This is a genomic window from Acinetobacter sp. V110_1, assembly GCF_031798975.1.
In the GTDB taxonomy this organism is placed as follows: Bacteria; Pseudomonadota; Gammaproteobacteria; order Pseudomonadales; family Moraxellaceae; genus Acinetobacter; species Acinetobacter nosocomialis_A.
Genome location: NZ_JAVQNN010000012.1, coordinates 199,007 through 225,387, shown reverse-complemented (window position 1 = coordinate 225,387; position 26,381 = coordinate 199,007). Strand labels below are relative to the sequence as shown.

Below are 26,381 nucleotides of genomic sequence, written 5' to 3'. Positions count from 1 at the left end.
TGGTATTTCTATGTTCATGCAGTTTAAACAACTGACTCTCTCCCTATGTATTCTTGGTTTAAGTGCTGCGTCTTTTGCACAAACGACATTAGTAAAAAGTAAGCAAAATATTGAGGAATATAAATTAGATAATGGCTTTCGGGTAGTGCTTGCACCGAATGACAAAGAAAATAAAATCTTTATTAATACTATCTATTTGACAGGTTCTTTAAATGACCCACAAGGTAAAAGTGGCTTAGCACATTTACTTGAGCATTTGGCATTTAAAGGCACGCAAAACGTAAAGGGTGAAGAATTTCAGCGCCGTTTAGATCAATATACATTAATGACAAATGCGAGCACGGATTACTATTCAACCAAATATACCAATATTGTTCGTCCAGAAAAAAATGCGCTAGATCAAGTGTTGTACCTTGAATCTGAACGTATGGATAAATTAGTTCTACAAGAAAAATTTGTACCTTCTGAAATTGAAATCGTAAAGCGTGAACGTGAAGTCCGTATGGATCAGCCTTTTGCTGTCTTAATGGATCAAATGTGGAAATCGGCTTATGGAAACAAGTATTTAGGGCGATTACCAATTGGTGATTTACCAGAGCTTAAGTCTATTAAAATGCCTGAATTGAACCAGTTCTACCGCAGTTGGTATGCACCGAACAATGCGGTTATGGTGATTTCAGGTAAGTTTGATAAAACAGATGTTTTAAAGACAATTGACCAATATTTTAGTCCAATTCCTGCGCGAGCTGTGCCGAAGCCTGTTCAGGTGCCAGTGTTAGATTCCACAAAAATGAAAGATCGTGAGTTTGTGGTAAAAAAGGGCAGTGATTTGGCCAAATTCCATATCTATATGAATGGAAAAAACACGAAAATTCAGCCAACACTCGCTTTAGCACCAATGTTGTATACCATGCAGCCAAGCGGTCATTTATATCAAAACATGGTTGAAACGGGTATTTCTACAGACGTTCAGGCATCAACATGGTTAGATCAAGATTTTAATGTCGTATTTTTAGGTGCGGTTTACTCACCAAAAAATGACCCTAATAAAGTTGAAAGTGCTTTACTCTCGGGAATAGAAAAGGGTAAGCCTTTTACAGAGACTGAGCTAAATCGCGTAAAAAGCTTAATGAAAACGCAAGGCGAGTTAGTCAATAAAGATGCCGTTGCTTTGGGTTCTCGTTTAAGTGATTACAGTGTAGCTGGTGGGCAATGGGACCAATATTTTAAAGATTTAGATGCAGTTGAGAAAGTGAAACTCAATGAAGTCAATCAAACCTTAAAGCAGTTTCTTGTTGCTGGGCATCGTATTGATGGCGATATTTTGCCGACACCTGAAGATCAAAAGAAAGCATTGCAACTTGACCCTAAAGATAAGCCTAAAACTTTAGATCAAACCGATGTTAAACCAGAGCCTTTAAAAGATCCGAAAGTTTATCAACAAGAAGTTAACGAGTTTTTAAAAACCTCAAAGCAATATGCCGAAACTAATGAGAAAAAGATTAGCCGCGGGAAACTTAAAAACGGAATGAAGTATGCTTTGTTCCCTGTAGAAACTCGTGATGATCGTACCTATGCCACTATTACTATGGATTTTGGTACAGAAAAATCTTTATTTGATAAAGGTACAGTTGTTGATTTAACTTCATATTTATTACTGCGTGGCTCTGACAAATATAGTTTGCAAGATATTGCAGATAAGTCGATTGATGCAGGCGGTGCAGCTTATGCAAGTGCTGACGGCAATGGTATGACTATTAACATTCAATCTAAAACTGAAAAATTTGATGAGTTCTTCAAATTTGTTTTAGAGGTCATGAAAAATCCGAAGTTTGAACAATCTCAATTTGATTTAATTAAGTCTCAAAGCTTGTCGAGCCTTGATCGTCCTTATACTGAACCAGATGTCGTGGCAGGTTTAACATTATCGCGTTTAATTGAAGAATACCAACCAGGTGATTTGCGTTATCACTTTGAACCTGAGCTGGCTAAAAAACAATTGAAGAATGTGACCCAAGAACAAGTGAAAGAGCTATATCAGCATTTCTTTGCAATGAACCATGCGCAAATTGCGATTACTGGTGCATTTGATGCAAAGAAAATGAAAAATCTCTTGAATCAAGAGTTTGGGAGCTGGAATAGTAAGCAACCATACGAAAAAATCTTAATTAAACATGTCGATTTTCCTGCTCAGAAAGTGCATGCTTTATCTGAACAACGCGAGTTTGGTAGTTATCAAAGTATAATCACACTACCAGTTGGGAAAAATCATCCTGACGCACCTGCATTAATTTTAATGAATTATATTTTAGGTGATTCTCAAATCTCATCACGTTTGGCTCAAGAGCTTCGTGAGAAAAATGCATTGGTATATGGTTTTGGAACAGGTCTACAACTTGATCAGGACACGAATGTTGGTGCGTTAAGTATTAGTGCAAACTATACGGCTGGGCGTTCAGCACAAGTCTCTGATTCAGTTCATAAGGTATTAAATGACTTATTAACGAAGGGTATTACTGAGCAAGAGCTTGCAGCAGCTAAAGCAGATCTCATGAAGAAACGTGTTACTGCATTAGAAGATGAGCGCAACATTCACGGTATGTTAAATATTGAGCTTGAGTCGGGTAAAACATTACTTGACCGCGTTAAGCACGATCAAGACTTAACTAAGCTGACCGTTGCCGATGTGAATGCAGTCATTAAAAAATATATTAAACCTTCAAACCTTGTGGAAGTGATGGCTGACCAATATGGCCAAGCGCAAAAGCAATAACTAACTTATCAAATAAAAAGCCACATGAAGTGGCTTTTTATTTGAGTATTTAAAACTTATTAATGATCATGATCATGTTTGTGAGCATGGAAATCTTCATTCTTACGGAAACGTAAGTAGTTTTCGAACTGTTCACAATACTCATCAAAGTTATCTTCGAGCATCATTTGAAATTGCTGAAGCAAATAAGACATCACTTGCTCTTTTGCATCGCGCATTTCATTGCCATCTTTAAAATTGTTTGCAGCCACCCACGTATTAAAACGGGCAGTGGCAAATAACATGGCTGCACTCACTTGGCCGCGAAGCTCAGCAGGGTCAGGCTTTTGGCCTTTAGGCGGGCGACAAAAATCATTCGCTTGTTTAATGAATTCATCCGCACGCTCAAAGAAAACAGCATTTAACGCTTCTTCTTCAGTAATATCTGTTGCATTAATCTTTTGAGACATGACATATTCCCGCAAAAATAGAGCTGCTTATTATAGGCAAAGCCTTGCGGAAACAAAACCTTTGCCTTAGTCTGTAAATAGCCTAAGTATGGGGAGTTTTAATATGCAAGATGCAATTGCCGTTCAAAGTTTAAAAACAGATATTGCTTTATTACGCCAGCATATTTTTCCACCCCAATATCTAGAACATGTCGAAGGCCTGCCGATTTATTATGGTTTACAAGACGAAGTCTTGGCCTATTACCAACAATGGAAAGATTTAATCGAAAGGGCACAAGAGCTTTTTCAGCCGTTTATGGAAGATGAATTACCAGATGCGATTCATTTACCGAGTCACTTAAACCTACCTTTATTCTTTTTCTATGTAGACCGAATTCGGATTAATAAAACACGGGCTAAAGAATCGAAAACTTTCCGTGGTGTGGCCAGTCTTATTGAAAAATGTGGGCAGTTTGAAACAGATCAGATATTTACCATGCAAGAATGGTTGCAGAGCGACGACACAGCAGCATTAGTTGCACATCGTGAATTTATCGATTTAAGGACTTATGTATTCCAGCATGGTCAAAGTGAATATACGCGTTCACGGTTTTATACCAATGGAATTGTGTTGGGGGTAGAGCCACACTTTAAACTCGTCGATGCCCGCGATAAGCCAAGAAAACAGCGTAGTGATAGTTATAGCGATCCATTAGCAGATAACGGTGTATGGAAAGTATTTGGTAAATACCGATAAAAAGTCGCGACATATGTGTCGCGACTTTAAAATGCTTACCAAAAAGTTTTTACTTGTTTAAATTTTTGCAAAGCTTCGGCAGACTGATTTTGCAAATAAGGTTGTTTGGCTTTAATCCATCCTAATGCAAACCAAAAGTGTGGGTCATGTTCAATTGCTTTATTAAATAGATCTTCGGCAATAAACAAGTCGTTATAAAGTCCTAAGGTATTTTGCACGGGTTGTAATTGTTTTAAAAACTGCTGAACATTTTTGCGAAGGTATAAGCTCGATATAAATTCGATGCAGTAACGTAATTGCTTCGCTTTTTTGCGTATTTTGTGCTGCTCAGTGACTTCAAGTTCGGTGAAATGCTCGGCATGACTCACGACTTGATGATGTAACTTATCTAAGCTTTTTTCTATCTGTTTTTTTAATTTTCCTTTGGTGTTTTGATCATCTTCTTCAGAATAAGCAAATGCTAGCAAGGCAAGTATAAGCTTAACGGTTTCTGCTGATTTAAACAGTACTGCAAGGTCTTTTAATGGTTGCTCAGAAATCGGAAGCAAAAGCTCAGGTGAACCATGCTGCACAATCATCGGTAAAATTTCAGTACGGATAGCATCTTCATCGCGCGTGTCTCCAAGCTTCCGGAAAAGCTCGGCAATTTGTTCTTCCCAAGCAGGATTTAACTCGTCCGACCATGCTGAAAAGTGATGAAGAGCACTGCGTAAACGACGTAAGCTCACACGTGCTTGATGAATATGCTCAGCTTCGGCAACGCCATCAGCAATTGCAGCCATATTCGGTAAGAATTGTCCTAAACAGTTTTCTACAATCTTTTTGAGCGCTTGTTCTGCTGAAATGTCTTTGTCTAAATTCAGGCTTTTTGCGTGAACAGCAGGCGAAGCAGCTTGTCCTAAGGCTAATAAATTACCGCGCTCGGCTTTGCTTCTAACATCGAGCCATAACTCATAACGATTAATCCATTGCTGTGCAAATTGAATTAGTGTTTTAACAGCACCTTGTTTAAGTTCAAACTCAACTTCACAAATTTTACTTTGTACGGTTGCTGTTTTTACTACGCCGTCATCAAGACAGACTTCAATAGCAGTGTCATCGGCTTCAAACACATGATAAGTACGTTGTACATCTGTCTCAAACTGTAAGCTTAGCTTTTCGACTTCAGTGCCTAAAGCTTCAGTAATTAAATCTGTGACTGCTTTATTATCTTTATATAGATTAAGGTTTAGTTCGGGTTCTTGCTCGCATTTACCTAGAAAAACTTCTTCTTCAACACGGTGTAAATGGCTTTGACCAGCAGCTTTAAAGGTTTGTACCCACAAATCATTTTCTTTACGTAAACGTAAGGCCATACCATTTTTTGCGAGTAGGCGGTTTGGTGTGTCGTAATATTTGGCCTGCAAATGAATATTCTGCGCTTTATGCTTTTTTAAATACTGCTGAACAGTTTTTTTCTTCGATTCAGGTAACTGAAACTTAAGCTCAACTTCAACCATAATGGATCTCCCTGAATCAGGTATTTAAACTATCTTGAATAAGTATAATAGCTTAGCGCTAAAAGTAGTGCTTTTGATAGAGAAAGTTACAATCAAACATATGACTTTAGGCTTTCTTTTAGGTGTACAATCAGGTGATGTTTTGATCAAATAAAAATCAGGAAGATGATCGTGAATGCACCAGTAAACTTCAATCATGAAGCTCAGCCAGAGTTTGAATTACCGATTAAAAACTATCAGGAATTTTATCGTTTTTATTTAACCGAACACCGTAACATTATGAGCAGACGCTTACATGTGGTGGGTAGCAGCATTGGCATATACTTTTTTTCAAAAGCTATTCGTAAGAAACAGGCCAAATACGCACTTTATGGTTTAGTTTCTGGCTATGCATGTGCATGGGTTGGACACTTTGTATTTGAGAAAAATAAACCTGCGAGTTTTAAACAGCCTCTTTATAGCTTTATTTCTGATTGGCGAATGCTATCTGATGTGGCGACTGGTCAATTAAGTTTGATTGATCGCAAGCGCGATAAAATTCCGAGCTAATTTTTCATTTCTTTTGAATATACCGATTGGTACTAGTAAGCCTATATCAATCGGTACTTATGATGTCCTATAAATCCGTTATACTAGCGAAGTTTTTAAAAGCGAGAGTAGAGTATGCGCGGTTTATATCTCATTACCAATGATGACCCAATCCAATTATTATTAGAAAAATTAGACGCCGCACTCGCAACTCATCAGGTCGCAATTTTACAGTATCGTCGTAAGAAAGTAGAAAAAGCAGACCAACCCGCAGAAGTTGAACAGATCAAACAGTTATGTGAAAAATATCAGGTTCCTTTTGTCATTAATGATGACCTAAAACTGGCTGCAAAGTTTGGTTTAGGTGTGCATTTAGGCCAAAGTGACGGTGAAATCACAGATGCAAAATCACAGTTACCAGAAGGTGTCATTATTGGCCGTACTTGCCTAAACTCCTTAGAACTTGCCCAAAAAGCAATTGCAGATGGCGCAACTTATGTGGCCTTTGGCGCAGTGTATGCAACTGCCACAAAACCAGAAGCAGGCAATGTCGGTATTGAAGTCATTAAGCAAGCAGCGGCTCAATATGATTTACCTATTTGTGCAATTGGTGGTTTAACAGTTGAAAACTCAAAACCCGTGATTGAGGCTGGAGCTGACCTCTGTGCAGTCATTAGTGATATATTAGGTCGATCAACTGCTGAAATTCCTGCCCGTGTACAGGCCTGGGCACAATTATTTTCTTAAGCTTTCACAATTATTTTTTAGATATTTAAGACGAGCATTTCCATGAGTTTATCTCCAAAGCAAGAACAGTTATTTAAACAAGCCAGCAAACACATTCCAGGTGGTGTGAACTCTCCAGTACGTGCCTTTAATGGCGTTGGAGGAACACCTGTTTTCATCGAGAAAGCCAAAGGTGCGTATTTGTGGGATGTCGATGGCAAGCGCTATGTAGATTATGTTGGCTCTTGGGGACCGATGATTTTGGGCCATGCTCATCCAGAAATTATTAAAGCGGTACAAACAGCAGCAGAAGATGGTTTAAGTTTTGGTGCACCAACCGTACACGAAACGACTTTGGCAGATATTATCTGTGAAATCATGCCATCAATTGAATTGGTACGTATGACGAACTCTGGTACAGAGGCGACTATGACCGCTATTCGTTTAGCGCGTGGTTATACTGGCCGTGACAAAATCGTGAAGTTTGAAGGTTGTTACCATGGACACTCTGACTCACTTTTAGTAAAAGCGGGTTCGGGTTTACTGACTTTAGGCGAGGGTGAGCCAACTTCAAAAGGTGTTCCAGTCGATTTTGCTAAACATACTTTAACGCTGCCTTATAATGATATTGCTGCATTAAAAGAGTGTTTTGCCAAATTCGGTCATGAAATTGCGGGTGTTATTATTGAACCTGTAGCGGGCAACATGAATATGGTGAAACCAATTGACGGTTTCTTAGAAGCCATTCGTGATATTTGTGATGAATATAAATCTGTATTCATTATTGATGAAGTGATGACAGGTTTCCGCGTTGCATTGGGCGGTGCTCAGTCAGTTTATAATGTAAAACCTGACTTAACGACTTTAGGTAAAATTATTGGTGCTGGCTTACCTGTAGGCGCGTTTGGCGGTAAGCGTGAAATCATGGAATGCATCGCACCTTTAGGTGGTGTATACCAAGCAGGAACGTTATCTGGTAACCCACTTGCTATGCGTGCGGGTATCGAGATGTTTAAACATTTACGCCAACCTGACTTTTACAGCAAATTATCTGCTCAACTTGAAAAGTTACTTGCAGGCTTACAAGCAGCAGCTAATGAAGCGGGTATTCCATTTAAAACTCAGCAAGCTGGCGCAATGTTCGGTCTTTATTTTACAGACCAAGAAGATATTACAAGCTTTGACTCAATGTTGGCATGTGATATTGAAGCTTTCAAAAAATTCTTCCATGGTATGTTAAAGCGCGGTGTAAACTTAGCGCCATCGGCATTTGAAGCAGGCTTTATTTCATCTGCTCATTCTGATGAAGATATCGAATATACGATTCAGGCTGCAAAAGAAACATTTGCCGAAATGAAGTAAGCAAAAAGGCCCGTTTTAAACGGGCTTTTTAATTTGAGCTATTTTTATATTTGTAGAGAACAATGTTTTATCCCTTACCTCGAAAAATCCAGTTAGCCGCAAGTACTTCAAATTGGCCTATTGAGTCTACGCAAAGTATTTTGCTCATGGTTGGGTTAAATGAACTTGAAAATACCCCTGACTGGATGAACCAGCCATTAGCCGATCATTTAGAATTACTAAGCAAAAGAGCACAAGCGCTCGAAATTCCAGTCATGATGATTCAGTCATCTCAACTTCAACAGACCATGTTGCAGCTTGGACAACAGTTGTCATCAAACACTCAAGCACAAGTGATAATGGCGGGAAATTTATCACCGCTATTTAAGCAAGTCATGCAGCTTGTTTTATCGATTACAGATTATGTAGCTGTTGTAAATGATGCGATTTTGGCGAGTAGTTTAGAGCAGCATATACAATGGATTGAAAAAATCAGTTTTGACTCCATTCAACATATAAACACACAGACTTTAATGCGCTTATGGTCTTTAAGTGCACCGTCGTCACAGGTGTTATCCGATAAAGGAATTTTATTGGCTGTTGCTGAACAGGTGGGGCGGCATCCAATGGAAATTCATCCAGAAATAGATTTAAGAAACTATGGCTTAGACACTACTGGCGTCAATTATTTGGTGGAATTATGGCGTGCGAACGGTGCGAGTCTAAGTGTTGAAGAGCTGATGCAAACACCTACCTTGCAACATATTATGCAGTTATTGAAGCACTAATCGGCTTTAGCCATAAACTGAATCATAATATTTGCAAATTCTGTCGTTAATTTACCCGAACGGCATTGTAATTCGGACGTAAGCTTTTTATTATTGCCCGCTTGTTTTTCATCTTGCCTTGGGAATACAACTTTGAGTGATTTTCTAAGTGAACATCTGATCTATCGTGATGATGATTTTATGGTGATTCATAAACCTTCGGACATTTTGAGTGTGCCAGGGAAAGGTGATTTACATGACAGCGTTTTGACAAGACTGGTGGCAATTGAACCACGAACTTTGCTCATTCACCGCCTTGACCGTGATACCTCAGGTATTTTGGTTTTTGGTTTATCTAAGCGTGGACAAAGTGCGATTGCACGCCAATTTCAAGACCGTCAAACTTCGAAAATATATGAAGCGTTAGTCGCAGGCCATCTAGACGGCGAAGGGACAGTTGATATTTCCGTAGTCTATGACCCGAGTCGACCACCTTTACATATTGTCGATGCTTCTCATAACAAACCTGCTTTAACACATTGGCAGGCGATTGAACATTTCCAGATTCAGGGACAACCGGTTACGCGTGTCAAATTAACACCGATTACCGGACGTTCTCATCAACTCCGTGTACACATGCAATATCTGGGACATCCGATTGTAGGTGATACATTGTATGCAACACCGGAACAATTACTTGTTCCTCGTCTGTGCTTGCATGCCAAACAGTTAAGCTTTAATCACCCTGTTACAGGGGAATCATTAACGTTTAACTGCCCTGTACCGTTTTAATGTAAAAACTTTCAATGAGTAATTTTTGTAGCGAAACAATTTAATTGGTTTCTGCTGCAAAATTTTGCTTTAAAGACTACATAAAAAGATGCAAAAATAAGCTAATTTGCATCGTACAATATGTAGTGCGAACTTGAGAAAAAGGTGGAAAAATTGCAGCAGTATGCTATTGGTCAACGTTGGCTATCAGATACAGAGACTGAGCTCGGTTTAGGCGTTCTTATTGATGTAGATGAAAGATCTGTCAGCATTTTATTCCCCAAAAGTGATGAAACGCGTGTCTATGCACGTAATAACGCACCGCTATCTCGCATCATCTTTAACACAAATGATGAAGTCCAAGATCAAGAAGGCCAGAAGTGGATTGTTGAGTCGGTTGAAGACCGTCATGGTGTTTTGCGTTATAACGTCGTTCGTACTTTAGAAAATGGTGAACAAGAACGAAAAGCGCTCAATGAAACTCGTATTGGTGCACAAATTCAGTTATCAAAACCTTTAGATCGTTTGCTGGCAAGCCAGATCGATTATAAAGAGTGGTATGACTTACGCATTGAAGCAATGCTCATGCAATCGCAAATGCAAACCAGTCCTTTACGCGGCTTGGTCGGTGCACGTGTAGGTTTAATCCCGCATCAACTTTATATTGCGCATGAAGTCGGTAAACGTTTCGCACCACGTGTTTTACTTGCCGATGAAGTAGGTTTAGGTAAAACAATTGAAGCTGGTTTAATTATCCACCAACAGCTTAAAACTGGCCGCTCTGAACGTATCCTCATTTTAGTCCCTGATTCACTGCAATATCAGTGGATGATTGAAATGCGTCGCCGTTTCAACTTGCAATTTTCTCTGTTCGACTTAACCCGTACTGCATCTATTAAAGAACATGATCCAGAGCTTAACCCGTTCTTGACTGAGCAATGCATTATTGCCAGCGTAGATTTGATGGTGGACCATGATGATTTACGTGAGCAAGCATTAGAAGCTGGTTTCGATTTACTTGTAGTCGATGAAGCGCATCACTTAATGTGGAGTGAAGAAGAAGGCGGCAACGATCGTTACGACTTGGTTGAAGAACTTGCTGAAAATACAGCGGGTGTATTATTGCTTACAGCAACACCTGAACAGCTTGGTGTAGAGAGTCACTTTGCACGCTTACGTTTGTTAGACCCTCAGCGTTTTAGCAGTTTAGAGCGTTTCTTAGATGAAGAAGCGCAATATCAGCAAACTGCTCAAGTTGCAGAAGTGCTTATGTCGGATGAACCTTTAACTCAAGAGCATTTAACTGCTTTAGAAGGTTTATTGGGTCATTCAATTGAAGATCAGCCTGAACAACGTTTCAGAGCGATTCATGAACTGTTAGACCGTCACGGTACAGGTCGTATTTTATTCCGTAATACGCGTGAAGCGATTCAAGGCTTCCCAGGCCGTGATTGCCAACCAGCACCTTTGCCAGCGCCAGAAGATTGGTCAAAAGACGGTAAATTACGTGAGCAAATGTGGCCAGAAGAAGCACAACTTGATGGTTCTTGGATGCAAAATGACCCACGTGTGCCATGGTTAATGGAAATCTTGCGTAAAGAACTTAAGCATAAAAAGGTTCTTTTAATTGCACGTAGTGGTCCTGTTGTTGAATCTTTAGAAAGTGTACTTCGTTTGCATGCTGGTATTCGTACTGCAATGTTCCATGAAGGCATGAGTCTACTTGAGCGTGACCAAGCGGCTGCTTACTTTGCAGAAGAAAGTTATGGTGCTCAAATTCTACTATGTTCTGAAATTGGTTCAGAAGGTCGTAACTTCCAGTTTGCAAGTGATCTAATTTTATTTGATTTGCCTGCAAACCCAGACGTTTTAGAACAACGTATTGGTCGTTTAGACCGTATTGGTCAAGAAAACCGTATTCAAATTCATGTACCTTACTTAATGGGTACTGCTCAAGAGCGTATGTTCCGTTGGTACAACGAAGCGTTGAATATTTTCAGCAATATTTCTCCGACAGCTCAAACGCTGCAAGAAAACTTTATTGTTGAATTAAAAGACTGCTTACTTTCAGACCAAGGTCAAACCTTTGAAGATTTACTCGAAGAAGTCAATGTTCAACGTCAGGCTTTAGAAACAGAGTTACAAGCTGGTCGAGATCGCTTACTTGAATACAATTCATGTCGTCCTATCGTTGCACAAGAAATTGTTCAAGCTTTAGAAGACTACGATGACAACACAACATTACCTATGTTTGTGAAGCGTTTTATGTCTTCAACTAATATTGATTTTGATGAGCAAAGTAACGGTACTGTTATTATTCGTCCGACAGACCAAATGCAAGTGCAGGGTTTGGCATTAGATGAAGAAGGCATGACTGCCACGTTCTATCGTGATCAGGCGCAAATGCGTGAAGATGCTCAATATCTGACTTTAGAGCATCCGTTCATTGAAAGTGTCATGGAAATGATCCGTACACAATCATTTGGTAGTACTAATGTTGCTGTTCTTAAGTCAAATGCATTAAAGCAAGGTTCTGTATTACTTGAAGTTTGGTTTAAAGTTGATGTAGTTGCACCAAAAGCTTTGAACTTGCCATCAAGCTTGCCGAAACAGCTCATTCGCGTGTTGTTAAGTGAAAATGGTCAGGACTTATCTGAAAAGATTGATCCAACCATTTTAAAACCATATTTGCACCACTTAGATGGTAATAGCTGCCGCCAAGTGGTTAAAGCTCGCCGTGAAGTGATTGAAGAGCGCTATAGACAAGCGCTTGATATTGCTAAAGTCGGCTTGCCACAGCTTCAACAGCAGGCAAAAGAGCATTATGGTAGTAAATGGCAATACGAGATTGATCGTTTAACTTATTTAAAGCAGTTCAACCCAAGTATTCGTCAAGACGAAATTGAGCGCTTACAGAAGTTGCAAAAAGAAGGCTTGAGTTTGCTTGATGGTTTAACGGTAACTCCGGAAGCAATTCAAGTACTTGTGGTAGTTAAACCATAAGTATTGAATCATAAAAAAGCGCCGTTACGGCGCTTTTTTATTGAGTAAATTTTAATTAAATCATTCTGGCATCTTTTAGTTCTAGTTTTAAATAGGCATAAAAGATTGGCGCTGCAATCAGGCCGCCTAAACCGAAAATTGACTCAAAAATTAACATTGCCAATAAAATTTCCCATGCGTTGGCATTAATTTTATGACCAATAATTTTCGCGTTAATAAAATATTCTAACTTATGTACTAATACGAGGTAGAGCAGAGCAACACCTGCTAGGCCGATTGAAACCGTAAGTGCAGCAATAAAAGTAAGCGTATTTGAAATTAAGTTGCCTAAAATTGGAATGAGACCAAACAAAAAAGTAAGAATGGTTAAGGTTTTGGCGAAAGGGAGATGAACACCCCAAATCGGCAATAGTACAAACGCAAATAAGATAAAGAGCAGTGTATTAATTGCTGAAATTTTAATTTGGGCAAAAACTACATTCCTAAAAGAAATTGATAATTTTTGAATGCGTTGAATGAGTAACGACTTAAAAATAGGCTGTGGTGTACGACGGTGAAAGCCATGAATCGCCACCAAAATACCAATAATAAGACCCATAATCATGGTTACAAAGTTATGTAAGATATCGGAACTGGCATTTTTTAATGTCGTCACGTTATCTTTCATAAACGCGAAAATTTCATCCTTTAGTTCTGTAACACTATCTGGAATATAACCTGGAAGGTATTTACCAATCTCAGTTTGTAAGTGTAATAGCGTTTGATCGACTTTATTGTTGATATTATGGATACCTACACCCTTTAAGTCATAAACGACAAAGCTAATTAAACTTGTAATGAAAAAGGCGATAAGTGAAACCGTGATAATACTTAATAAAATACTAATAAAAATGCGGGCTCTTTGACCATCAATATAACGTTCAACAATAGAGCTTAAACTAATAATAATTTCATAAATGAGAAAGCCAGCAAAAAAACTTGCTAAGAGATGCAAGGGGATAACCGAAAGCAAAAAAATGCCCATCAGAATATAGCTTGCAATCAGGCTTTGACGATTACTCAAACTTTGCATGTGAATCCCTAAATATCGTGGGGAAATATGGGTATGTATTGCTAGAATAATAATTACTTATACTCTTGCATGTTGGTTGCTTCAATCTGTGAATTATATTTTTATCAAGAAATAGGTATGTCTGTATAAAAAATGGCTTGTAAAATCACAAACCATTTTATGTTGAATTTATCGTATTTTTGCTTCGTCTAGATGACGGGCACCTTCTAAAATCATTCTGATCATGATCATGGTTTGTTCAGCGACTTCCGCACGTTGATGGACTGGAAGATCAATTACTTTAGCACCCATGTGAAATACCAGTTGCGTAATTGCTTTTGCAACAAGTTCTGGATGGTATAGATGGTTGTTATTTAAGCGCTCTAGACGGATTAAATCTTCTTGTAGCTCTTGCTGGAAAAAGTTGAGCTGACGGTCTACCGCAGCTTTATAAGAAGCTGAACCTGTAAAGCCTTCGCGTAACAATAGACTTAAATTACCTTCGTCTGCATCAAGCTGTTGAAGAAAAATTTCTACCGAACTACGAATAATGCTGTCTTGAAAAGATGCACGCAAACGAGCTTGACGAATAATCTTACGTAAAACGATACCAGCGCGGTCAATGAGTGAAATAGCTAATTCATCAATATCTTTAAAGTGGCGATAAAAGCTATTTGGTGCAATACCCGCTTCTCTCGCAACTTCACGTAAGCTTAATGAGGCGATACTTTTTTGTGGACCAATCAGGTTAAGTGCAGCCTGAAAAAGTTCGTCTTTCGTAATCGTCGCTTTTCTTCCAACAGAACGCGTTGCTGTTTTTATTTCAATGACATCTTGTGAAGAGGCTGTGTCATTTGGGCTCTGAGAAAGTGAGGTTTGGGTCATGCTTTTCAATATATTCTTAAACTGTCTGGATTATAGCGTTAGACAGGGAACTTGTGAAATTGTAATTAAAAGTACAGGTGTATATACAAATATATATACATGTGTATAATAATTAAAAAAGAGCGACAGAGCCCTCAGTTATGCAAGCAATCGAAAAGAGAAATTCTCTATTCAATTCATTAACACAAGCTGTATTTGATAAAGATATAGCGAGTTTCTGGCTACAAAAAATAAATCCTTTATGGTCTGTAAAGCACGGACTAGTTCAAATTGTAAAAAAAGAATTCGTAGCTCATGACACTGTGAGCCTTACTTTAAAATGCAACCGTTTGGTTAAAATGGGAGCAGCAGGTCAGCATCATCCAGTGATTGTTGAAATTGCAGGCCGCCGTTATGAACGTACTTATAGCTTGACGCAAGTAGACGCAGAGCACTTACGTTTAACCGTTAAAAAAGTTGCTGATGGTATTGTCAGTAACTGGTTCATTGCCGAAAGTAAAATTGGTGATATTTTTGAGCTTGGTCAGCCTTATGGTGATATGCAACAAAATATCCAGACACCGAAATTAATTATGTTGGCTGCGGGTAGTGGTATTACACCAATGTTGAGCTTAATTACAGCAATTAAGCAAAGCCAGCAGTTAGAAAAAGTACAGGTTCAGCTTTTATATTGGGTAAAACAGCGTTCTGATGCTGCTTTTACAGAGTATTTTGAACAAGTAGCAGAGCAAAATCCAAACTTCAGCTATCAAGTGTTTTACACACAAGAAACACCAAATGATGAGCGCTTAAATGTTGAACATCTTGCATTGGTTGATGATGTTGAAAACAGCACGGTCTACGCATGTGGTCCATCTGGTTTTGTTTCAACTGTCGAAGAGCTTTTTGAAAAGGCACCAGCCGTGCTTACTGAAGCATTTAGTTTAACCAATGAAAGCTCTGCAGATGATGTCGGTTATGTGAATGTCACATTAACACAGTCTAATAAAGTGATAGCAATTCCTAAGGGGCAATCGATTTTGGTGAGCCTAGAGCATGAAGGTGTTAAGCCAACACACGGTTGCCGTATGGGAATTTGTAATAAATGTGTTTGTAGTAAAACGCAAGGTTCTACACGTAACCTACTAAATGGTAGTCAAAATACAGAACCAAACCAGTTACTTAAAATTTGTGTGAACTCAGCACAATCCGATCTAGTTATTGATCTTTAAGAGAGACCTCTTATGAATATGCCAGTGAAAGTCGAATATTTTAAAAATCCTAAAAATCGCGATTTGACTCCAGCGGAACTTGAAGCATTTGCAAAAGAGCTTGATCAGATCAAACAAGAAGTATTGGATGATTTGGGTGAAAAAGACGCAAAATACATCCGCCGTGTTTATGCAGCAGTTCGCTATAGCGGTCTTTTAGGCCGTGCATGTCTATTTGCAGGTTGGTTCCCGCCAGCATGGATTTTAGGTACAGGTCTATTAGGCTTCTCTAAAATTATGGAGAACATGGAGCTCGGTCATAACGTGATGCACGGTCAGTATGACTGGATGAATGATCCTAAGTTTAATGGTCAAACTTATGAGTGGGACACAGTAGGTACATCGGATAACTGGCGACAAACGCATAACTATAAGCATCATACTTATACCAATATTAAAGGTATTGATGATGACATTGGTTATGGTTTACTTCGCTTATTCCCAGAGCAACGTTGGAAACCAGGTTTCTTGTTTCAACCGGTTTATAGTATTCCGTTTTGCTTATTGTTCCAGTGGGGCGTAGCAATCCAGAATCTTGAAATTGGTCGTGTTCTTTATAAACGTAAGACTAAAGCAAAATTTTTGGAAGAGTTAAAACCAGTGAATAAAAAGATTGGTAAACAACTTTTTAAAGACTATGTTTTCTTCCCACTCATTGCAGGACCTGCAGCATTACCTGTATTTACAGGAAACTTGGTTGCAAATGGTCTTCGTAATATTTGGACATTCAGTATTATTTTCTGTGGTCACTTCACAAAAGATGCAGAAGTGTTTCCAAAAACAGTTTTACAAGACGAAAGCCGCGGTCACTGGTATATGCGCCAAATTCGTGGTTCTTCTAACTTAACTGGTTCGGAAGCATTCCACATTTTATCTGGTCACTTAAGTCACCAAATTGAACACCACTTATTCCCAGATATTCCTGCTCGTCGTTATCGTCAAATGGCTCCAAAAGTTGAAGCAGTTTGTAAAAAATATGGTTTGAACTATAACAATGCTAGCTTTGTTAAACAGTTCGGCCAAGTGGTTGGGCGTATTGCAAAATATGCTTTCCCATTTAAAAAATAAGATAAAAAAGCCCTGAAATTTCAGGGCTTTTTTTATTTCTTTTTAGAAATCCACATTGTAATGACCGCATGAAATACTTTGTCTTTATGAGTGTCGTAAACATCTACACTTACTAAATATTCTCCTGCTTTTTCCCACTCATAATCAGTTTGTACAGGCGTCGCAATAGCGATGAGGTCTGTTTCAGCCTTTTTTAAATATTCAACGGTCATGCCTTTAGGAATCCAGCGGTGTGTAGAAGGGACGGTCACTTCTGTCATAGTACCACCTGCAAGTTCTGCCATATTGCACATGGCAATTGCATGGACTGTCCCAATATGGTTAAGAACAGAGCGCTTCTTCTTAATAGAAATTTCGCAATAGTTCGGTTTTAACTCAATAAAAAGAGGGGAAATACTGCCGAAATAGGGCGCTTTTAAGCACAGCATACGAGAGAATGTCCACTTTCCTTTAGGAAAAGCAGTCACTTTTTTCCAAAGTTCTAAGGTAGTTGGCATGATTTCACTTCCTATAATTTAAAATACAGAATATTATTCTGTTAAAGAATATAGTTCTGTTTACAAATAGGCGTCAAGTCATTCAAAATATCTCCGATGACTGGTCAGAGAATACAAAATGGTATCTGCTCAAAACTTATTAGAACGTTTGTATCCCGGAAGAAGGGCTGTTTTAAAACGACAAATATTGTTAGATGCTTTAGTCTGTTTTTTAGAGCATGGTATTGAAACGACCAGTATAGAAATGATTCGTGCCAAATCAGAAACGAGTGTTGGAGCGATTTATCACCATTTTAAAAATAAAGAGGGTATCGTCGCGGCATTATTTTTTTCAGCTTTAGATGACCAAACGGCTCTAAGAGATGAATACTTAAAACAGGCCAAAACGCTACAAGATGTGGTATTTGCTTTAATTCATAGTTATGTGGACTGGGTAAGTGAGCAGCCTGAATTTGCAAAATTTTTAAATTCAGCACGTTTTAACATGATGAAAGGTGAAGAACACCAGCAGCTCGTCCAAAGAAATAAGAACAGAAACCAAAATATATTTAGTCTGATTGCAAATTTTGAAGAATTTAAAGCTTTAAGTTTAATTCCAAATGAGCTTTTGCTTTCATTGGTCATTGGTTCTACAGAGAGCTATTGCCGTGCGTGGTTATCACAACGTGTAAAGTCCGACCCTAAAGTTTATAAAGATGTGTTAGCTAAAGCAGCGTGGAGTTCTTTGCAGGATTTACTTTTAGAACCTTAATATCGAACAATAAAAAAACCGCATTTTTATGCGGTTTTTTTAGTTTGAAAAATAAATTATTTAAACTGGATTGAACCGTTTGCATTTACGGTAATTTTAGACTCACCAGCAGCCATGTCTTGAGCTGGTGCCGCTTCAGCAGCAGCGAACTTGGCTAGGCTGGCACGCATAACAGGTTGAGGGAAGTAGTTGTTGGTATTCAAGTTCAGATTCACCAATGTGTATTGGCTTTTATTCCAAGCTTGAGTCAGCATTTGAGCACGTTGCTGGAAGCTTTTAGATGCTTCAACCATTAACTCATTTTCAACTTTTTTACGTTGCTCATCTGAAACACTAAAGTTAATTGATTGGGTTTGGAAGTTTTGCTGTAACTCATTAATCAATTGGCTTGCTGCTTTAAAATCTTTACTTTCTAAACGGATTTCTGCACGGCCACGCCATTCTTTTAACTTGTTACTGTCATTGTCATAAATTGGATAAGTGCTTTGAGCACCAGTTTCCACTTTTACTTGCGGGTATTTACGTGAAGTCGCAAGTGCTTGATTCATTAACTGGTTAATTTGATTTGAAAGTTCAGCAGGTTGTTTGTTACTTTTTTCAATATATAAAGTTGCATGCATTTCATCGTTAGATACCTGACGAGAAGCTTCAGCTTGTACATTTACAATATTGTAGTGAAGGGCGTTATCATCTTGGGCAAAAACCATAGGGCTGAGTACCGTACCAAGTAGAAGAGTAGATATTGCTAAAGTACGCATAAATTTATCCTTTAAAAATTAATATAAATTTAATTTTTTTCATTAAGAAATGTTAAACATAAGTTATGCATAACTTTTGCAGATTTTGTGGGGTATTTGTAATATTTAAATCAATTTTTTTAATTTTTGGTGCAAATAAAAGCTTTAAAAAATAAAAACTTAAAAATAAAGTATTTCAATGTAACTTAAAAAATCAAACTAATATAAAAAAAGAATATTTTCTTTAGGTTGTCACATAGTATGATGATAATTCATCATAACTATTGGGATAATACATTTTTTCAATAAGATTAGATGAGTAAAGTACACAAAAGACGTTTTTTTTCTTGCAAAATTAGGTATCATCGCGCTCCTAGTTACAAGATATAAAATATGTGTCTTCGCTAGTTCTATAAAGCACCGAGTCAAAGGACCAAAAGTCACCAGACTTATTTCTTTCTACCCTTATCAGAGATGGTAATCCGATATGAGCGTTACTTCTGTCAACCCTGCCACTAATGCTACCAACGAATATTATTTGACTCGCCAAAGTCAGATGGAATCGAATGTTCGTAGCTATCCACGTAAATTACCGTTAGCGATAGCGAAAGCACAAGGTTGCTGGGTTACTGATGTTGAAGGTACACAGTACCTTGATTGTTTAGCTGGGGCAGGTACATTGGCTTTAGGTCATAATCATCCTGCGGTGATTCAAAGTATTCAAGACACATTGGCAAGTGGTTTGCCATTGCATACTTTAGACTTAACCACACCTTTAAAAGATGCGTTTACTGAAGCGTTGTTAGCATATTTACCAGGCGGTAAAGAAGAGTACTGCTTACAGTTCTGTGGTCCTGCTGGTGCAGACGCGACTGAAGCAGCGGTTAAACTTGCTAAGACTTACACTGGTCGTAGTTCAGTAATCAGTTTCTCTGGTGGTTATCATGGGATGACCCATGGTTCACTTGCAATGACTGGTAACTTAAGTGCGAAAAACTCGGTTAATGGTTTAATGCCAGGCGTACAATTCATGCCATATCCGCATGAATATCGCTGCCCACTTGGTTTAGGTGGTGAAGCTGGTGTTGATGCTTTAACTTACTATTTTGAAAACTTTATTGAAGATGTTGAAAGCGGTGTAACTAAGCCGGCAGCTGTCATTCTTGAAGCAATTCAAGGTGAAGGCGGTGTGGTTACTGCTCCAGTAAAATGGTTGCAAAAAATCCGTGAAGTGACTGAAAAGCACAACATCGTTTTAATTTTAGACGAAGTTCAAGCTGGCTTTGCACGTTCAGGCAAAATGTTTGCATTCGAACATGCAGGTATTGAACCTGATGTTGTTGTAATGTCTAAAGCAGTAGGTGGTGGTTTACCACTTGCAGTATTAGGTATTAAACGTAAATTTGATGCTTGGCAGCCTGCTGGTCACACGGGTACTTTCCGTGGTAACCAACTTGCTATGGGTACTGGTCTTGTTGTATTAGAAACGATCAAGGAACAAAATCTTGCTCAAAATGCGCAAGAACGCGGTGATTTCTTACAAGCTGAATTGAAAAAATTAGCTACTGAATTCCCATGTATCGGTAACGTACGTGGCCGCGGTTTAATGATCGGCGTTGAAATCGTTGACGAGCGTAAACCTGCTGACCGTATCGGTTCTCATCCTGCTGATTCTCAGTTAGCAGCTGCGATCCAGACTGCTTGCTTTAACAACAAGTTATTGCTTGAAAAAGGTGGTCGTAACGGTACAGTAATTCGTTTACTTTGCCCACTTATCATTACTCAAGAAGAGTGTGTTGAAGTAATTGCCCGCTTCAAGAAAGCGATTGCAGAAGCATTGGTTGCAGTACGAGGCGCGTAAGAATGGTGGATTTTGCAGAACATCGTAAAGCGTTACTCTGCAATGATGCACAATCCATTGCTGACTATGAGTCAGCAATGGGCGAAGCGGTAAAAGCCGTTTCAGCATGGTTGCAAAATGAAAAAATGTACACAGGCGGTAGCATTAAAGAATTGCGTTCAGCAATCTCTTTCCAACCTTCAAAAGAGGGTATGGGTGTACAACATTCACTTCAACGTATGATTGAGCTTTTCTTAAACAAAAGTTTAAAAGTACATCATCCACATTCATTAGCACATTTACACTGCCCAACTATGGTGATGAGCCAGATTGCGGAAGTGTTAATCAATGCAACTAACCAGTCTATGGACTCATGGGATCAAAGCCCGGCAGGTTCATTAATGGAAGTTCAGCTTATTGATTGGTTGCGTCAAAAAGTAGGTTATGGTTCTGGTCAGGCTGGTGTTTTCACTTCTGGCGGTACTCAATCTAACTTGATGGGTGTATTGCTTGCTCGTGACTGGTGCATCTCGAAAAACTGGAAAGACGAAAACGGTAATCCGTGGTCTGTACAGCGTGATGGTATTCCAGCTGAGGCAATGAAAAACGTCAAAGTCATTTGTTCTGAAAATGCGCATTTCTCTGTGCAAAAGAACATGGCAATGATGGGCATGGGCTTCCAGTCAGTTGTGACGGTTCCTGTGAATGAAAATGCACAGATGGATGTTGATGCTCTCGAAAAAACGATGGCACATCTTCAAGCTGAAGGTAAAGTTGTTGCTTGTGTTGTTGCGACAGCAGGTACAACCGATGCTGGTGCAATTGATCCATTGAAGAAAATTCGTGAAATCACAACGAAATATGGTTCATGGATGCACATCGATGCTGCATGGGGCGGTGCACTGATCTTGTCAAATGACTATCGTGCAATGCTTGATGGTATTGAGTTGTCTGATTCGATCACTCTCGATTTCCATAAGCATTATTTCCAAAGCATTAGCTGTGGCGCGTTCTTGTTGAAAGATGAAGCGAACTATCGTTTCATGCACTACGAAGCTGAATACCTGAACTCTGCTTATGACGAAGAACATGGTGTACCAAACCTTGTATCTAAGTCATTACAAACGACTCGTCGTTTTGATGCATTGAAATTGTGGATGACCATTGAATCACTAGGTGAAGACCTTTACGGTTCAATGATTGACCATGGTGTCAAACTTACTCGTGAAGTTGCAGATTACATCAAGGCAACTGAAGGTTTAGAGCTTTTAGTTGAACCACAATTTGCTTCTGTATTGTTCCGTGTTGTGCCACAAGGCTACCCAGTTGAGTTTATCGATAGCTTAAACCAAAACGTAGCAGACGAATTGTTTGCACGTGGTGAAGCAAATATCGGTGTAACAAAAGTGGGTAATGTACAGTCATTGAAGATGACAACATTAAGCCCTGTTGTAACATTCGAAAATGTTAAAAACCTTTTAGGTCAAGTATTGGCTGAAGCTGACCGCATTAAAGATGCAATTGCTTCTGGTAACTATGTACCACCAATCGACTAATTAAGTTGATAACAAAAAAAGCTCGGTTTATTGCCGGGCTTTTTTATTACATATTATTTTTATTAAAAGTGTGCATCGCAAGAGAATGAAATGCACAAAACATGCATATTTTCAAAAAACATAAATAATTATGCATGATTTATGGGGAGCAAATTTCTTATTGTATTGGTATGTTCCCGATATTTTGGGTCGCATTGATATATCAATATCGTACTCACTTTAAATAATCCCGCTTTAACTGAAAAAAGTAAGTGGCTGTAATTACAATTAAGACAAGGAAGAAGAAATGCAACAAGCGAATATGCTCAATGAATTTAAACTCATTATTGGCGGTCAACTTTGTTCAGGTGAACAAGGTGAACTAGAAATTCTTAACCCCGCTACTGGCTTAACTGCTGCACGTTGTGCAAAAGCATCGGTTGCGCAGGTAAACCAGGCAGTGAGTGCTGCTAAACAAGCATCTAAAGCTTGGCAACAAGTTTCACACGAAGAGCGTAAATCAATATTAAACAAGATTGCAGATGGCATTGAAAAGCACGCTGAAATGCTTGCAGAGTTGGTTGTGCTTGAACAGGGTAAGCCATTGGCACTTGCGCAAATGGAAGTGCAGGGTGCAATTGGTTGGACACGCTATGCCGCTGCAATGGATTTACCTGTAGAAGTTATTGAAGACAGTGAAACTAAGCGTATTGAGCGCCATCGCCAACCATTAGGTGTAGTGGCTTCAATTACGCCATGGAACTGGCCACTCATGATTGCGGTTTGGCATATCATGCCTGCTTTACGCGCAGGTAACGTTGTCATTAGTAAACCTTCTGAATACACACCATTATCGACTTTACGTTTATGTGAAATCATTCAGCAAGAAGTTCCTGCTGGTGTTATTTCAATTGTGGTTGGTGCTGGTGAGATTGGTGAAGCATTATCTTCTCATCCAGATGTACAAAAAGTTGTATTTACGGGATCAACTCGAACAGGTCAGCACATTATGGCTGGTGCAGCTCAGCAGTTAAAACACTTAACTTTAGAGTTGGGTGGTAATGATGCTGGTATTGTATTGCCAGATGCAAATATCGATGAAATTGCAGCCAATATTTTTAATATGGCGTTCTTAAACGCTGGTCAAACATGTGCAGCTTTAAAGCGTCTGTACGTGCATGAAAGCCAATATGAGGCTTTATCTCAAAAGTTAGCTGATATTGCCAATGCTCAAGTTGTGGGTGATGGTATGGCGTCTTCTACAACATTTGGTCCAGTACAAAACCAAATGCAATATAACAAGGTAAAAGCTCTTATTGCTGAAGCGATTGAACAGGGTGCAAAAGTACTTTCTGGACAACAACAAGTTCCAGATCAGGGTTACTTTATTGCGCCAACTATTTTGACTGAAGTTTCTGACTCTTGCCGCGTGGTACAAGAAGAGCAATTTGGTCCAGTGTTGCCTGTTTTAAAATATACCGATATCAACGATGCAATTGCCCGTGCCAATGACAGCGAGTTTGGTTTGGGTGGATCAATCTGGTCTTCCGATATTAAAGCTGCTCAAACTTATGCTACTCAGCTTCAATGTGGCACTGTTTGGATCAATACCCATGCAGAAGTCCTGCCTCATGCACCTTTTGGTGGCTGGAAAATGTCAGGCTTAGGTGCTGAGTTTGGCTTAGAAGGTTTACTTGAAAATACGATTGGACAAACGGTTCATATCAGTAAAGTCTAAATATTCATTTTAAGGCGGATCTAGTATCCGCCTTTTTATTTTTATCTATATGGGAGAAAAGCTTCGCTTGCTTATTGGGAGTGATGATAGCTCATGCTTTTAGGTTTGATTAAAAAATGATTCTGTTCTTTAATTTTTTTAAGAACAATGTAAGACTTTATGTGTCCTATAAAATTATAAGAAAGCAATCTTTCAGTCACAAATTGGGAAAGCTGTTCTAAGTTTTCAGCAACAACTTTTAAAATAAAATCTGCATCGCCACTAATTGAAAACGCATCTTGAATGTTGTCTTCAGCTTCAATCAGCTCTTGAAAAGCTTGTTGTGATTTTGCCTCGTGTGTCCTTAAATTAATGTGAATCATTGCTGTAACTTCCAGCCCTAGCGCCTGTTGCTGAATGCGCGCCGTGTAACCGAGAATTACGCCTTTTTGCTCAAGCAATTGACGTCGTCTTGAACATTGTGAAGCAGATAAACCGATTAAATCTCCAATTTCCTGATTGGTGAGTCGTCCATTCTTTTGTAGTGCCTGAATGATTTGCCAGTCGAACTTATCCATTGCATAAAATCCTTTTATGATACACAAATCATGTATTTTTATTAAAATGCGTTTTCATTATGCACGAAATCTAAAAGATAGATGAAATATTATTTTTCTATGGAATAAAAATTGGTCTCAAAGGATATAGAGCAATGTTCATAGAAATTGGTGAATTTTTAAATCTTCGTCTAAAACAAATGGGTATCCAACATCTTTTTGGTGTACCTGGTGATTTTAACCTCTCATATCTAGAACAAGTTGAAGCAGACCCACAACTCGAATTTATTGGAAATTGTAATGAATTAAATGCTGCCTATGCAGCAGACGGTTATGCACGAATTAACGGTTTTTCTGCCTTGGCAACCACTTATGGTGTAGGTGACTTAAGTGCGATTAATGGTATTGCAGGTGCCTATGCAGAAAATGTACCTCTTATTCATATCTCAGGTATTCCACCTTTACATGCAGTTCAAAAGGGCACTCTCATACACCACACGCTTGTCGATGGTAACTACGACAATATTATGAACTGTATGAAAGAGTTTACAGTTGCCCAAACTCGTTTAACTCCAGCAAATGCAGCTTTTGAAATTGATCGTGTGTTACGTCAGTGTTTCCTTGAACGCCGTCCTGTACACATTCAACTACCAGGCGACATTACCCACGTTAAAATTGAAGTGTCTGAACGTCCGCTCGACTTAAGCTACCCAGCTGTTGAACCTGAATTATTACAAACTGTGGTAAAAAAACTTTGTGACATTATTGAGAATGCTCAAAGCCCAGCACTTCTTATTGATAATGAAGCTTCAGTTTTTGGTGTAACGTCGCTTTTAAATGATTTATCTCAAAAATGCTCAATTCCATTTGCAGGTATGAATACTGCAAAAAATATTATGGATGAGGGCTCACCTCGTTATATCGGCACTTATGTAGGTGGGGCAAGCCAACCGCATGTGAAAAATATCATTGAGCAATCTGACTGCCTAATTGGTATTGGTGCACGCTTTACCGATGTAGGCTCAGCTGTATTTACGCATCAAATTGAGACCAAGAACTACATCGAAATTAAATCTTATGGCTTAAATATTTTTGGTCAGGATTTTCCGGGTATTGAAATTGGACAATTACTTGTCGAGCTAAATAAAAAAGTTGCGCCACGTAAATCTTCAACACCTCTTCTTGAAAAACAACCTCAGAAAGTAGTTGAAGCTCCAGCTCAACAGAAGCTTAGCCAAGATGTGCTTTGGAACTACATTTCAGGGTTCTTGAAAGAAGATGATGTGATTATTGGTGAAGTCGGGACATCAAACTCTGCTTTGTCGGGTATCAAGCTTCCAGCGACAGCTAAATATATTGCTCAGCCGCTTTGGGGCTCTATTGGTTATACCTTGCCGGCTTTGCTTGGTAGTTTGTTAGCTGCTCCTGAACGCCGTCAAATTTTATTTATTGGCGATGGTTCTTTCCAGCTTACGGTACAAGAGCTTTCTACAATTATCCGTCACGGTTTAAAACCAATTATTTTCTTGCTGAACAATGGCGGTTACACCATTGAGCGCTTAATTATGGGTGAAACCGCTGCCTATAACGATGTACAAAACTGGAAATACACTGAAATTCCAGCGGTATTTAACGGTAAAAAGGGTCATACAACTTATGTAGTTGAAACCGCTGGGCAGCTAAAGAGCGTTTTAGACAACGTTCAGCAAAATGACCAGTTAACTTTTATTGAATTAAAACTACCAGCAATGGATGCGCCAGTAAGTTTGAAAAAATTTGCTTCTGTGATTGCACGTTTTGACTACGGCGATCGTGGCTACGAAATTTTAAAGGAGCGTTCCCAGCCAGTTAAATGTAAGGATGCAAGCTCGTTTTAAATAGAAGACAGGACAAGGCTTCT

22 protein-coding genes are annotated in these 26,381 nt (G+C 38.9%); 15 read left to right on the top strand and 7 right to left on the bottom strand.

Features of this window, described 5'->3' with window-relative positions; genetic code table 11:
- The first annotated feature begins 10 nt into the window (after positions 1 to 10).
- Positions 11 to 2,773, top strand: a complete 2,763-nt coding sequence (locus RMA95_RS01490) for a pitrilysin family protein (RefSeq protein WP_311069391.1) — start codon at positions 11 to 13, stop codon at positions 2,771 to 2,773.
- 59 nt (positions 2,774 to 2,832) lie between these two features.
- Here the strand turns inward: RMA95_RS01490 and RMA95_RS01485 are convergent, their stop codons facing one another.
- The gene (locus RMA95_RS01485; protein WP_004700075.1) at positions 2,833 to 3,222 is read right to left on the bottom strand and encodes a DUF3144 domain-containing protein; all 390 of its coding nucleotides are present in this window, start codon (positions 3,220 to 3,222) and stop codon (positions 2,833 to 2,835) included.
- 103 nt (positions 3,223 to 3,325) lie between these two features.
- On the opposite strand from RMA95_RS01485, the gene RMA95_RS01480 reads away from it, so the two are divergent.
- Positions 3,326 to 3,958, top strand: coding sequence for a hypothetical protein (locus tag RMA95_RS01480; protein ID WP_311069390.1), 633 nt, complete (start codon positions 3,326 to 3,328; stop codon positions 3,956 to 3,958).
- 35 nt (positions 3,959 to 3,993) lie between these two features.
- Here RMA95_RS01480 and RMA95_RS01475 read toward each other — a convergent pair whose 3' ends face one another.
- Positions 3,994 to 5,457, bottom strand: coding sequence for a CYTH and CHAD domain-containing protein (locus RMA95_RS01475; RefSeq protein WP_311069389.1), 1,464 nt, complete (start codon positions 5,455 to 5,457; stop codon positions 3,994 to 3,996).
- 165 nt (positions 5,458 to 5,622) lie between these two features.
- Here RMA95_RS01475 and RMA95_RS01470 point away from each other — a divergent pair, with 165 nt between their 5' ends.
- The 6 genes from RMA95_RS01470 to rapA all read left to right on the top strand — a co-directional run bounded on the left by RMA95_RS01470 (position 5,623) and on the right by rapA (position 12,593).
- A complete protein-coding gene (locus RMA95_RS01470) occupies positions 5,623 to 6,006 on the top strand; it encodes a DUF962 domain-containing protein (RefSeq protein ID WP_311069388.1) in 384 nt (127 codons plus the stop codon).
- A 114-nt stretch (positions 6,007 to 6,120) separates the two neighbouring features.
- Positions 6,121 to 6,732, top strand: coding sequence for a thiamine phosphate synthase (gene thiE / locus RMA95_RS01465; RefSeq protein WP_311069387.1), 612 nt, complete (start codon positions 6,121 to 6,123; stop codon positions 6,730 to 6,732).
- Positions 6,733 to 6,774: 42 nt separating this feature from the next.
- Positions 6,775 to 8,073, top strand: a complete 1,299-nt coding sequence (hemL, locus tag RMA95_RS01460) for a glutamate-1-semialdehyde 2,1-aminomutase (protein ID WP_068933609.1) — start codon at positions 6,775 to 6,777, stop codon at positions 8,071 to 8,073.
- Between the two features lie 62 nt (positions 8,074 to 8,135).
- Positions 8,136 to 8,840 carry an acyl carrier protein gene (locus RMA95_RS01455; RefSeq protein ID WP_311069386.1) on the top strand — a complete coding sequence of 235 codons (705 nt, stop codon included), beginning with the start codon at positions 8,136 to 8,138 and terminating at the stop codon, positions 8,838 to 8,840.
- A 132-nt stretch (positions 8,841 to 8,972) separates the two neighbouring features.
- Complete coding sequence (locus RMA95_RS01450) at positions 8,973 to 9,611, top strand: RluA family pseudouridine synthase (RefSeq protein ID WP_311069385.1); 639 nt, start codon at positions 8,973 to 8,975, stop codon at positions 9,609 to 9,611.
- 144 nt (positions 9,612 to 9,755) lie between these two features.
- On the top strand, positions 9,756 to 12,593 hold the full coding sequence (gene rapA, locus RMA95_RS01445) for an RNA polymerase-associated protein RapA (protein ID WP_311069384.1): 2,838 nt from the start codon (positions 9,756 to 9,758) through the stop codon (positions 12,591 to 12,593).
- Positions 12,594 to 12,648: 55 nt separating this feature from the next.
- On the opposite strand, the gene RMA95_RS01440 is transcribed toward rapA, so the two are convergent.
- Positions 12,649 to 13,665 (bottom strand): AI-2E family transporter, encoded by a 1,017-nt coding sequence (locus RMA95_RS01440; RefSeq protein ID WP_311069383.1) that lies wholly within the window; start codon positions 13,663 to 13,665, stop codon positions 12,649 to 12,651.
- A 168-nt stretch (positions 13,666 to 13,833) separates the two neighbouring features.
- Positions 13,834 to 14,529, bottom strand: coding sequence for an HTH-type transcriptional repressor FabR (fabR, locus tag RMA95_RS01435; RefSeq protein WP_002052794.1), 696 nt, complete (start codon positions 14,527 to 14,529; stop codon positions 13,834 to 13,836).
- A 140-nt stretch (positions 14,530 to 14,669) separates the two neighbouring features.
- Here fabR and RMA95_RS01430 point away from each other — a divergent pair, with 140 nt between their 5' ends.
- Positions 14,670 to 15,740 carry a ferredoxin reductase gene (locus RMA95_RS01430; protein WP_311069382.1) on the top strand — a complete coding sequence of 357 codons (1,071 nt, stop codon included), beginning with the start codon at positions 14,670 to 14,672 and terminating at the stop codon, positions 15,738 to 15,740.
- Positions 15,741 to 15,752: 12 nt separating this feature from the next.
- Complete coding sequence (locus RMA95_RS01425; RefSeq protein ID WP_263614317.1) at positions 15,753 to 16,847, top strand: acyl-CoA desaturase; 1,095 nt, start codon at positions 15,753 to 15,755, stop codon at positions 16,845 to 16,847.
- Between the two features lie 32 nt (positions 16,848 to 16,879).
- On the opposite strand, the gene RMA95_RS01420 is transcribed toward RMA95_RS01425, so the two are convergent.
- Positions 16,880 to 17,344 (bottom strand): hotdog fold domain-containing protein, encoded by a 465-nt coding sequence (locus tag RMA95_RS01420; protein ID WP_263614316.1) that lies wholly within the window; start codon positions 17,342 to 17,344, stop codon positions 16,880 to 16,882.
- Between the two features lie 118 nt (positions 17,345 to 17,462).
- Between RMA95_RS01420 and RMA95_RS01415 the strand changes: the two genes are divergently transcribed.
- On the top strand, positions 17,463 to 18,095 hold the full coding sequence (locus RMA95_RS01415) for a TetR/AcrR family transcriptional regulator (protein WP_311069381.1): 633 nt from the start codon (positions 17,463 to 17,465) through the stop codon (positions 18,093 to 18,095).
- A 56-nt stretch (positions 18,096 to 18,151) separates the two neighbouring features.
- On the opposite strand, the gene RMA95_RS01410 is transcribed toward RMA95_RS01415, so the two are convergent.
- Positions 18,152 to 18,853 (bottom strand): SIMPL domain-containing protein, encoded by a 702-nt coding sequence (locus tag RMA95_RS01410; RefSeq protein WP_212511058.1) that lies wholly within the window; start codon positions 18,851 to 18,853, stop codon positions 18,152 to 18,154.
- 466 nt (positions 18,854 to 19,319) lie between these two features.
- Here RMA95_RS01410 and RMA95_RS01405 point away from each other — a divergent pair, with 466 nt between their 5' ends.
- The 3 genes from RMA95_RS01405 (at position 19,320) to RMA95_RS01395 (ending at position 23,945) form a co-directional block, all read left to right on the top strand.
- Positions 19,320 to 20,693, top strand: a complete 1,374-nt coding sequence (locus tag RMA95_RS01405; protein WP_311069380.1) for a diaminobutyrate--2-oxoglutarate transaminase — start codon at positions 19,320 to 19,322, stop codon at positions 20,691 to 20,693.
- Between the two features lie 2 nt (positions 20,694 to 20,695).
- On the top strand, positions 20,696 to 22,228 hold the full coding sequence (locus tag RMA95_RS01400; protein WP_311069379.1) for an aspartate aminotransferase family protein: 1,533 nt from the start codon (positions 20,696 to 20,698) through the stop codon (positions 22,226 to 22,228).
- A gap of 286 nt (positions 22,229 to 22,514) precedes the next feature.
- A complete protein-coding gene (locus RMA95_RS01395) occupies positions 22,515 to 23,945 on the top strand; it encodes an aldehyde dehydrogenase family protein (RefSeq protein ID WP_311069378.1) in 1,431 nt (476 codons plus the stop codon).
- Positions 23,946 to 24,016: 71 nt separating this feature from the next.
- On the opposite strand, the gene RMA95_RS01390 is transcribed toward RMA95_RS01395, so the two are convergent.
- A complete protein-coding gene (locus RMA95_RS01390) occupies positions 24,017 to 24,502 on the bottom strand; it encodes an Lrp/AsnC family transcriptional regulator (protein WP_000357090.1) in 486 nt (161 codons plus the stop codon).
- 134 nt (positions 24,503 to 24,636) lie between these two features.
- Here RMA95_RS01390 and RMA95_RS01385 point away from each other — a divergent pair, with 134 nt between their 5' ends.
- Complete coding sequence (locus RMA95_RS01385; protein WP_311069377.1) at positions 24,637 to 26,358, top strand: thiamine pyrophosphate-binding protein; 1,722 nt, start codon at positions 24,637 to 24,639, stop codon at positions 26,356 to 26,358.
- Positions 26,359 to 26,381: the final 23 nt, after the last annotated feature.

Excerpts from the sequence above, each read along its gene's own strand:
- RMA95_RS01490 (WP_311069391.1), top strand. The coding sequence starts at position 11 with ATGTTCATGCAGTTTAAACAACTGACTCTCTCCCTATGTATTCTTGGT.
- RMA95_RS01485 (WP_004700075.1), bottom strand. The coding sequence starts at position 3,222 with ATGTCTCAAAAGATTAATGCAACAGATATTACTGAAGAAGAAGCGTTA.
- RMA95_RS01480 (WP_311069390.1), top strand. The coding sequence starts at position 3,326 with ATGCAAGATGCAATTGCCGTTCAAAGTTTAAAAACAGATATTGCTTTA.
- RMA95_RS01475 (WP_311069389.1), bottom strand. The coding sequence starts at position 5,457 with ATGGTTGAAGTTGAGCTTAAGTTTCAGTTACCTGAATCGAAGAAAAAA.
- RMA95_RS01470 (WP_311069388.1), top strand. The coding sequence starts at position 5,623 with ATGATCGTGAATGCACCAGTAAACTTCAATCATGAAGCTCAGCCAGAG.
- thiE (WP_311069387.1), top strand. The coding sequence starts at position 6,121 with ATGCGCGGTTTATATCTCATTACCAATGATGACCCAATCCAATTATTA.
- hemL (WP_068933609.1), top strand. The coding sequence starts at position 6,775 with ATGAGTTTATCTCCAAAGCAAGAACAGTTATTTAAACAAGCCAGCAAA.
- RMA95_RS01455 (WP_311069386.1), top strand. The coding sequence starts at position 8,136 with ATGTTTTATCCCTTACCTCGAAAAATCCAGTTAGCCGCAAGTACTTCA.
- RMA95_RS01440 (WP_311069383.1), bottom strand. The coding sequence starts at position 13,665 with ATGCAAAGTTTGAGTAATCGTCAAAGCCTGATTGCAAGCTATATTCTG.
- fabR (WP_002052794.1), bottom strand. The coding sequence starts at position 14,529 with ATGACCCAAACCTCACTTTCTCAGAGCCCAAATGACACAGCCTCTTCA.
- RMA95_RS01430 (WP_311069382.1), top strand. The coding sequence starts at position 14,670 with ATGCAAGCAATCGAAAAGAGAAATTCTCTATTCAATTCATTAACACAA.
- RMA95_RS01425 (WP_263614317.1), top strand. The coding sequence starts at position 15,753 with ATGAATATGCCAGTGAAAGTCGAATATTTTAAAAATCCTAAAAATCGC.
- RMA95_RS01420 (WP_263614316.1), bottom strand. The coding sequence starts at position 17,344 with ATGCCAACTACCTTAGAACTTTGGAAAAAAGTGACTGCTTTTCCTAAA.
- RMA95_RS01415 (WP_311069381.1), top strand. The coding sequence starts at position 17,463 with ATGGTATCTGCTCAAAACTTATTAGAACGTTTGTATCCCGGAAGAAGG.
- RMA95_RS01410 (WP_212511058.1), bottom strand. The coding sequence starts at position 18,853 with ATGCGTACTTTAGCAATATCTACTCTTCTACTTGGTACGGTACTCAGC.
- RMA95_RS01405 (WP_311069380.1), top strand. The coding sequence starts at position 19,320 with ATGAGCGTTACTTCTGTCAACCCTGCCACTAATGCTACCAACGAATAT.
- RMA95_RS01400 (WP_311069379.1), top strand. The coding sequence starts at position 20,696 with ATGGTGGATTTTGCAGAACATCGTAAAGCGTTACTCTGCAATGATGCA.
- RMA95_RS01395 (WP_311069378.1), top strand. The coding sequence starts at position 22,515 with ATGCAACAAGCGAATATGCTCAATGAATTTAAACTCATTATTGGCGGT.
- RMA95_RS01390 (WP_000357090.1), bottom strand. The coding sequence starts at position 24,502 with ATGGATAAGTTCGACTGGCAAATCATTCAGGCACTACAAAAGAATGGA.
- RMA95_RS01385 (WP_311069377.1), top strand. The coding sequence starts at position 24,637 with ATGTTCATAGAAATTGGTGAATTTTTAAATCTTCGTCTAAAACAAATG.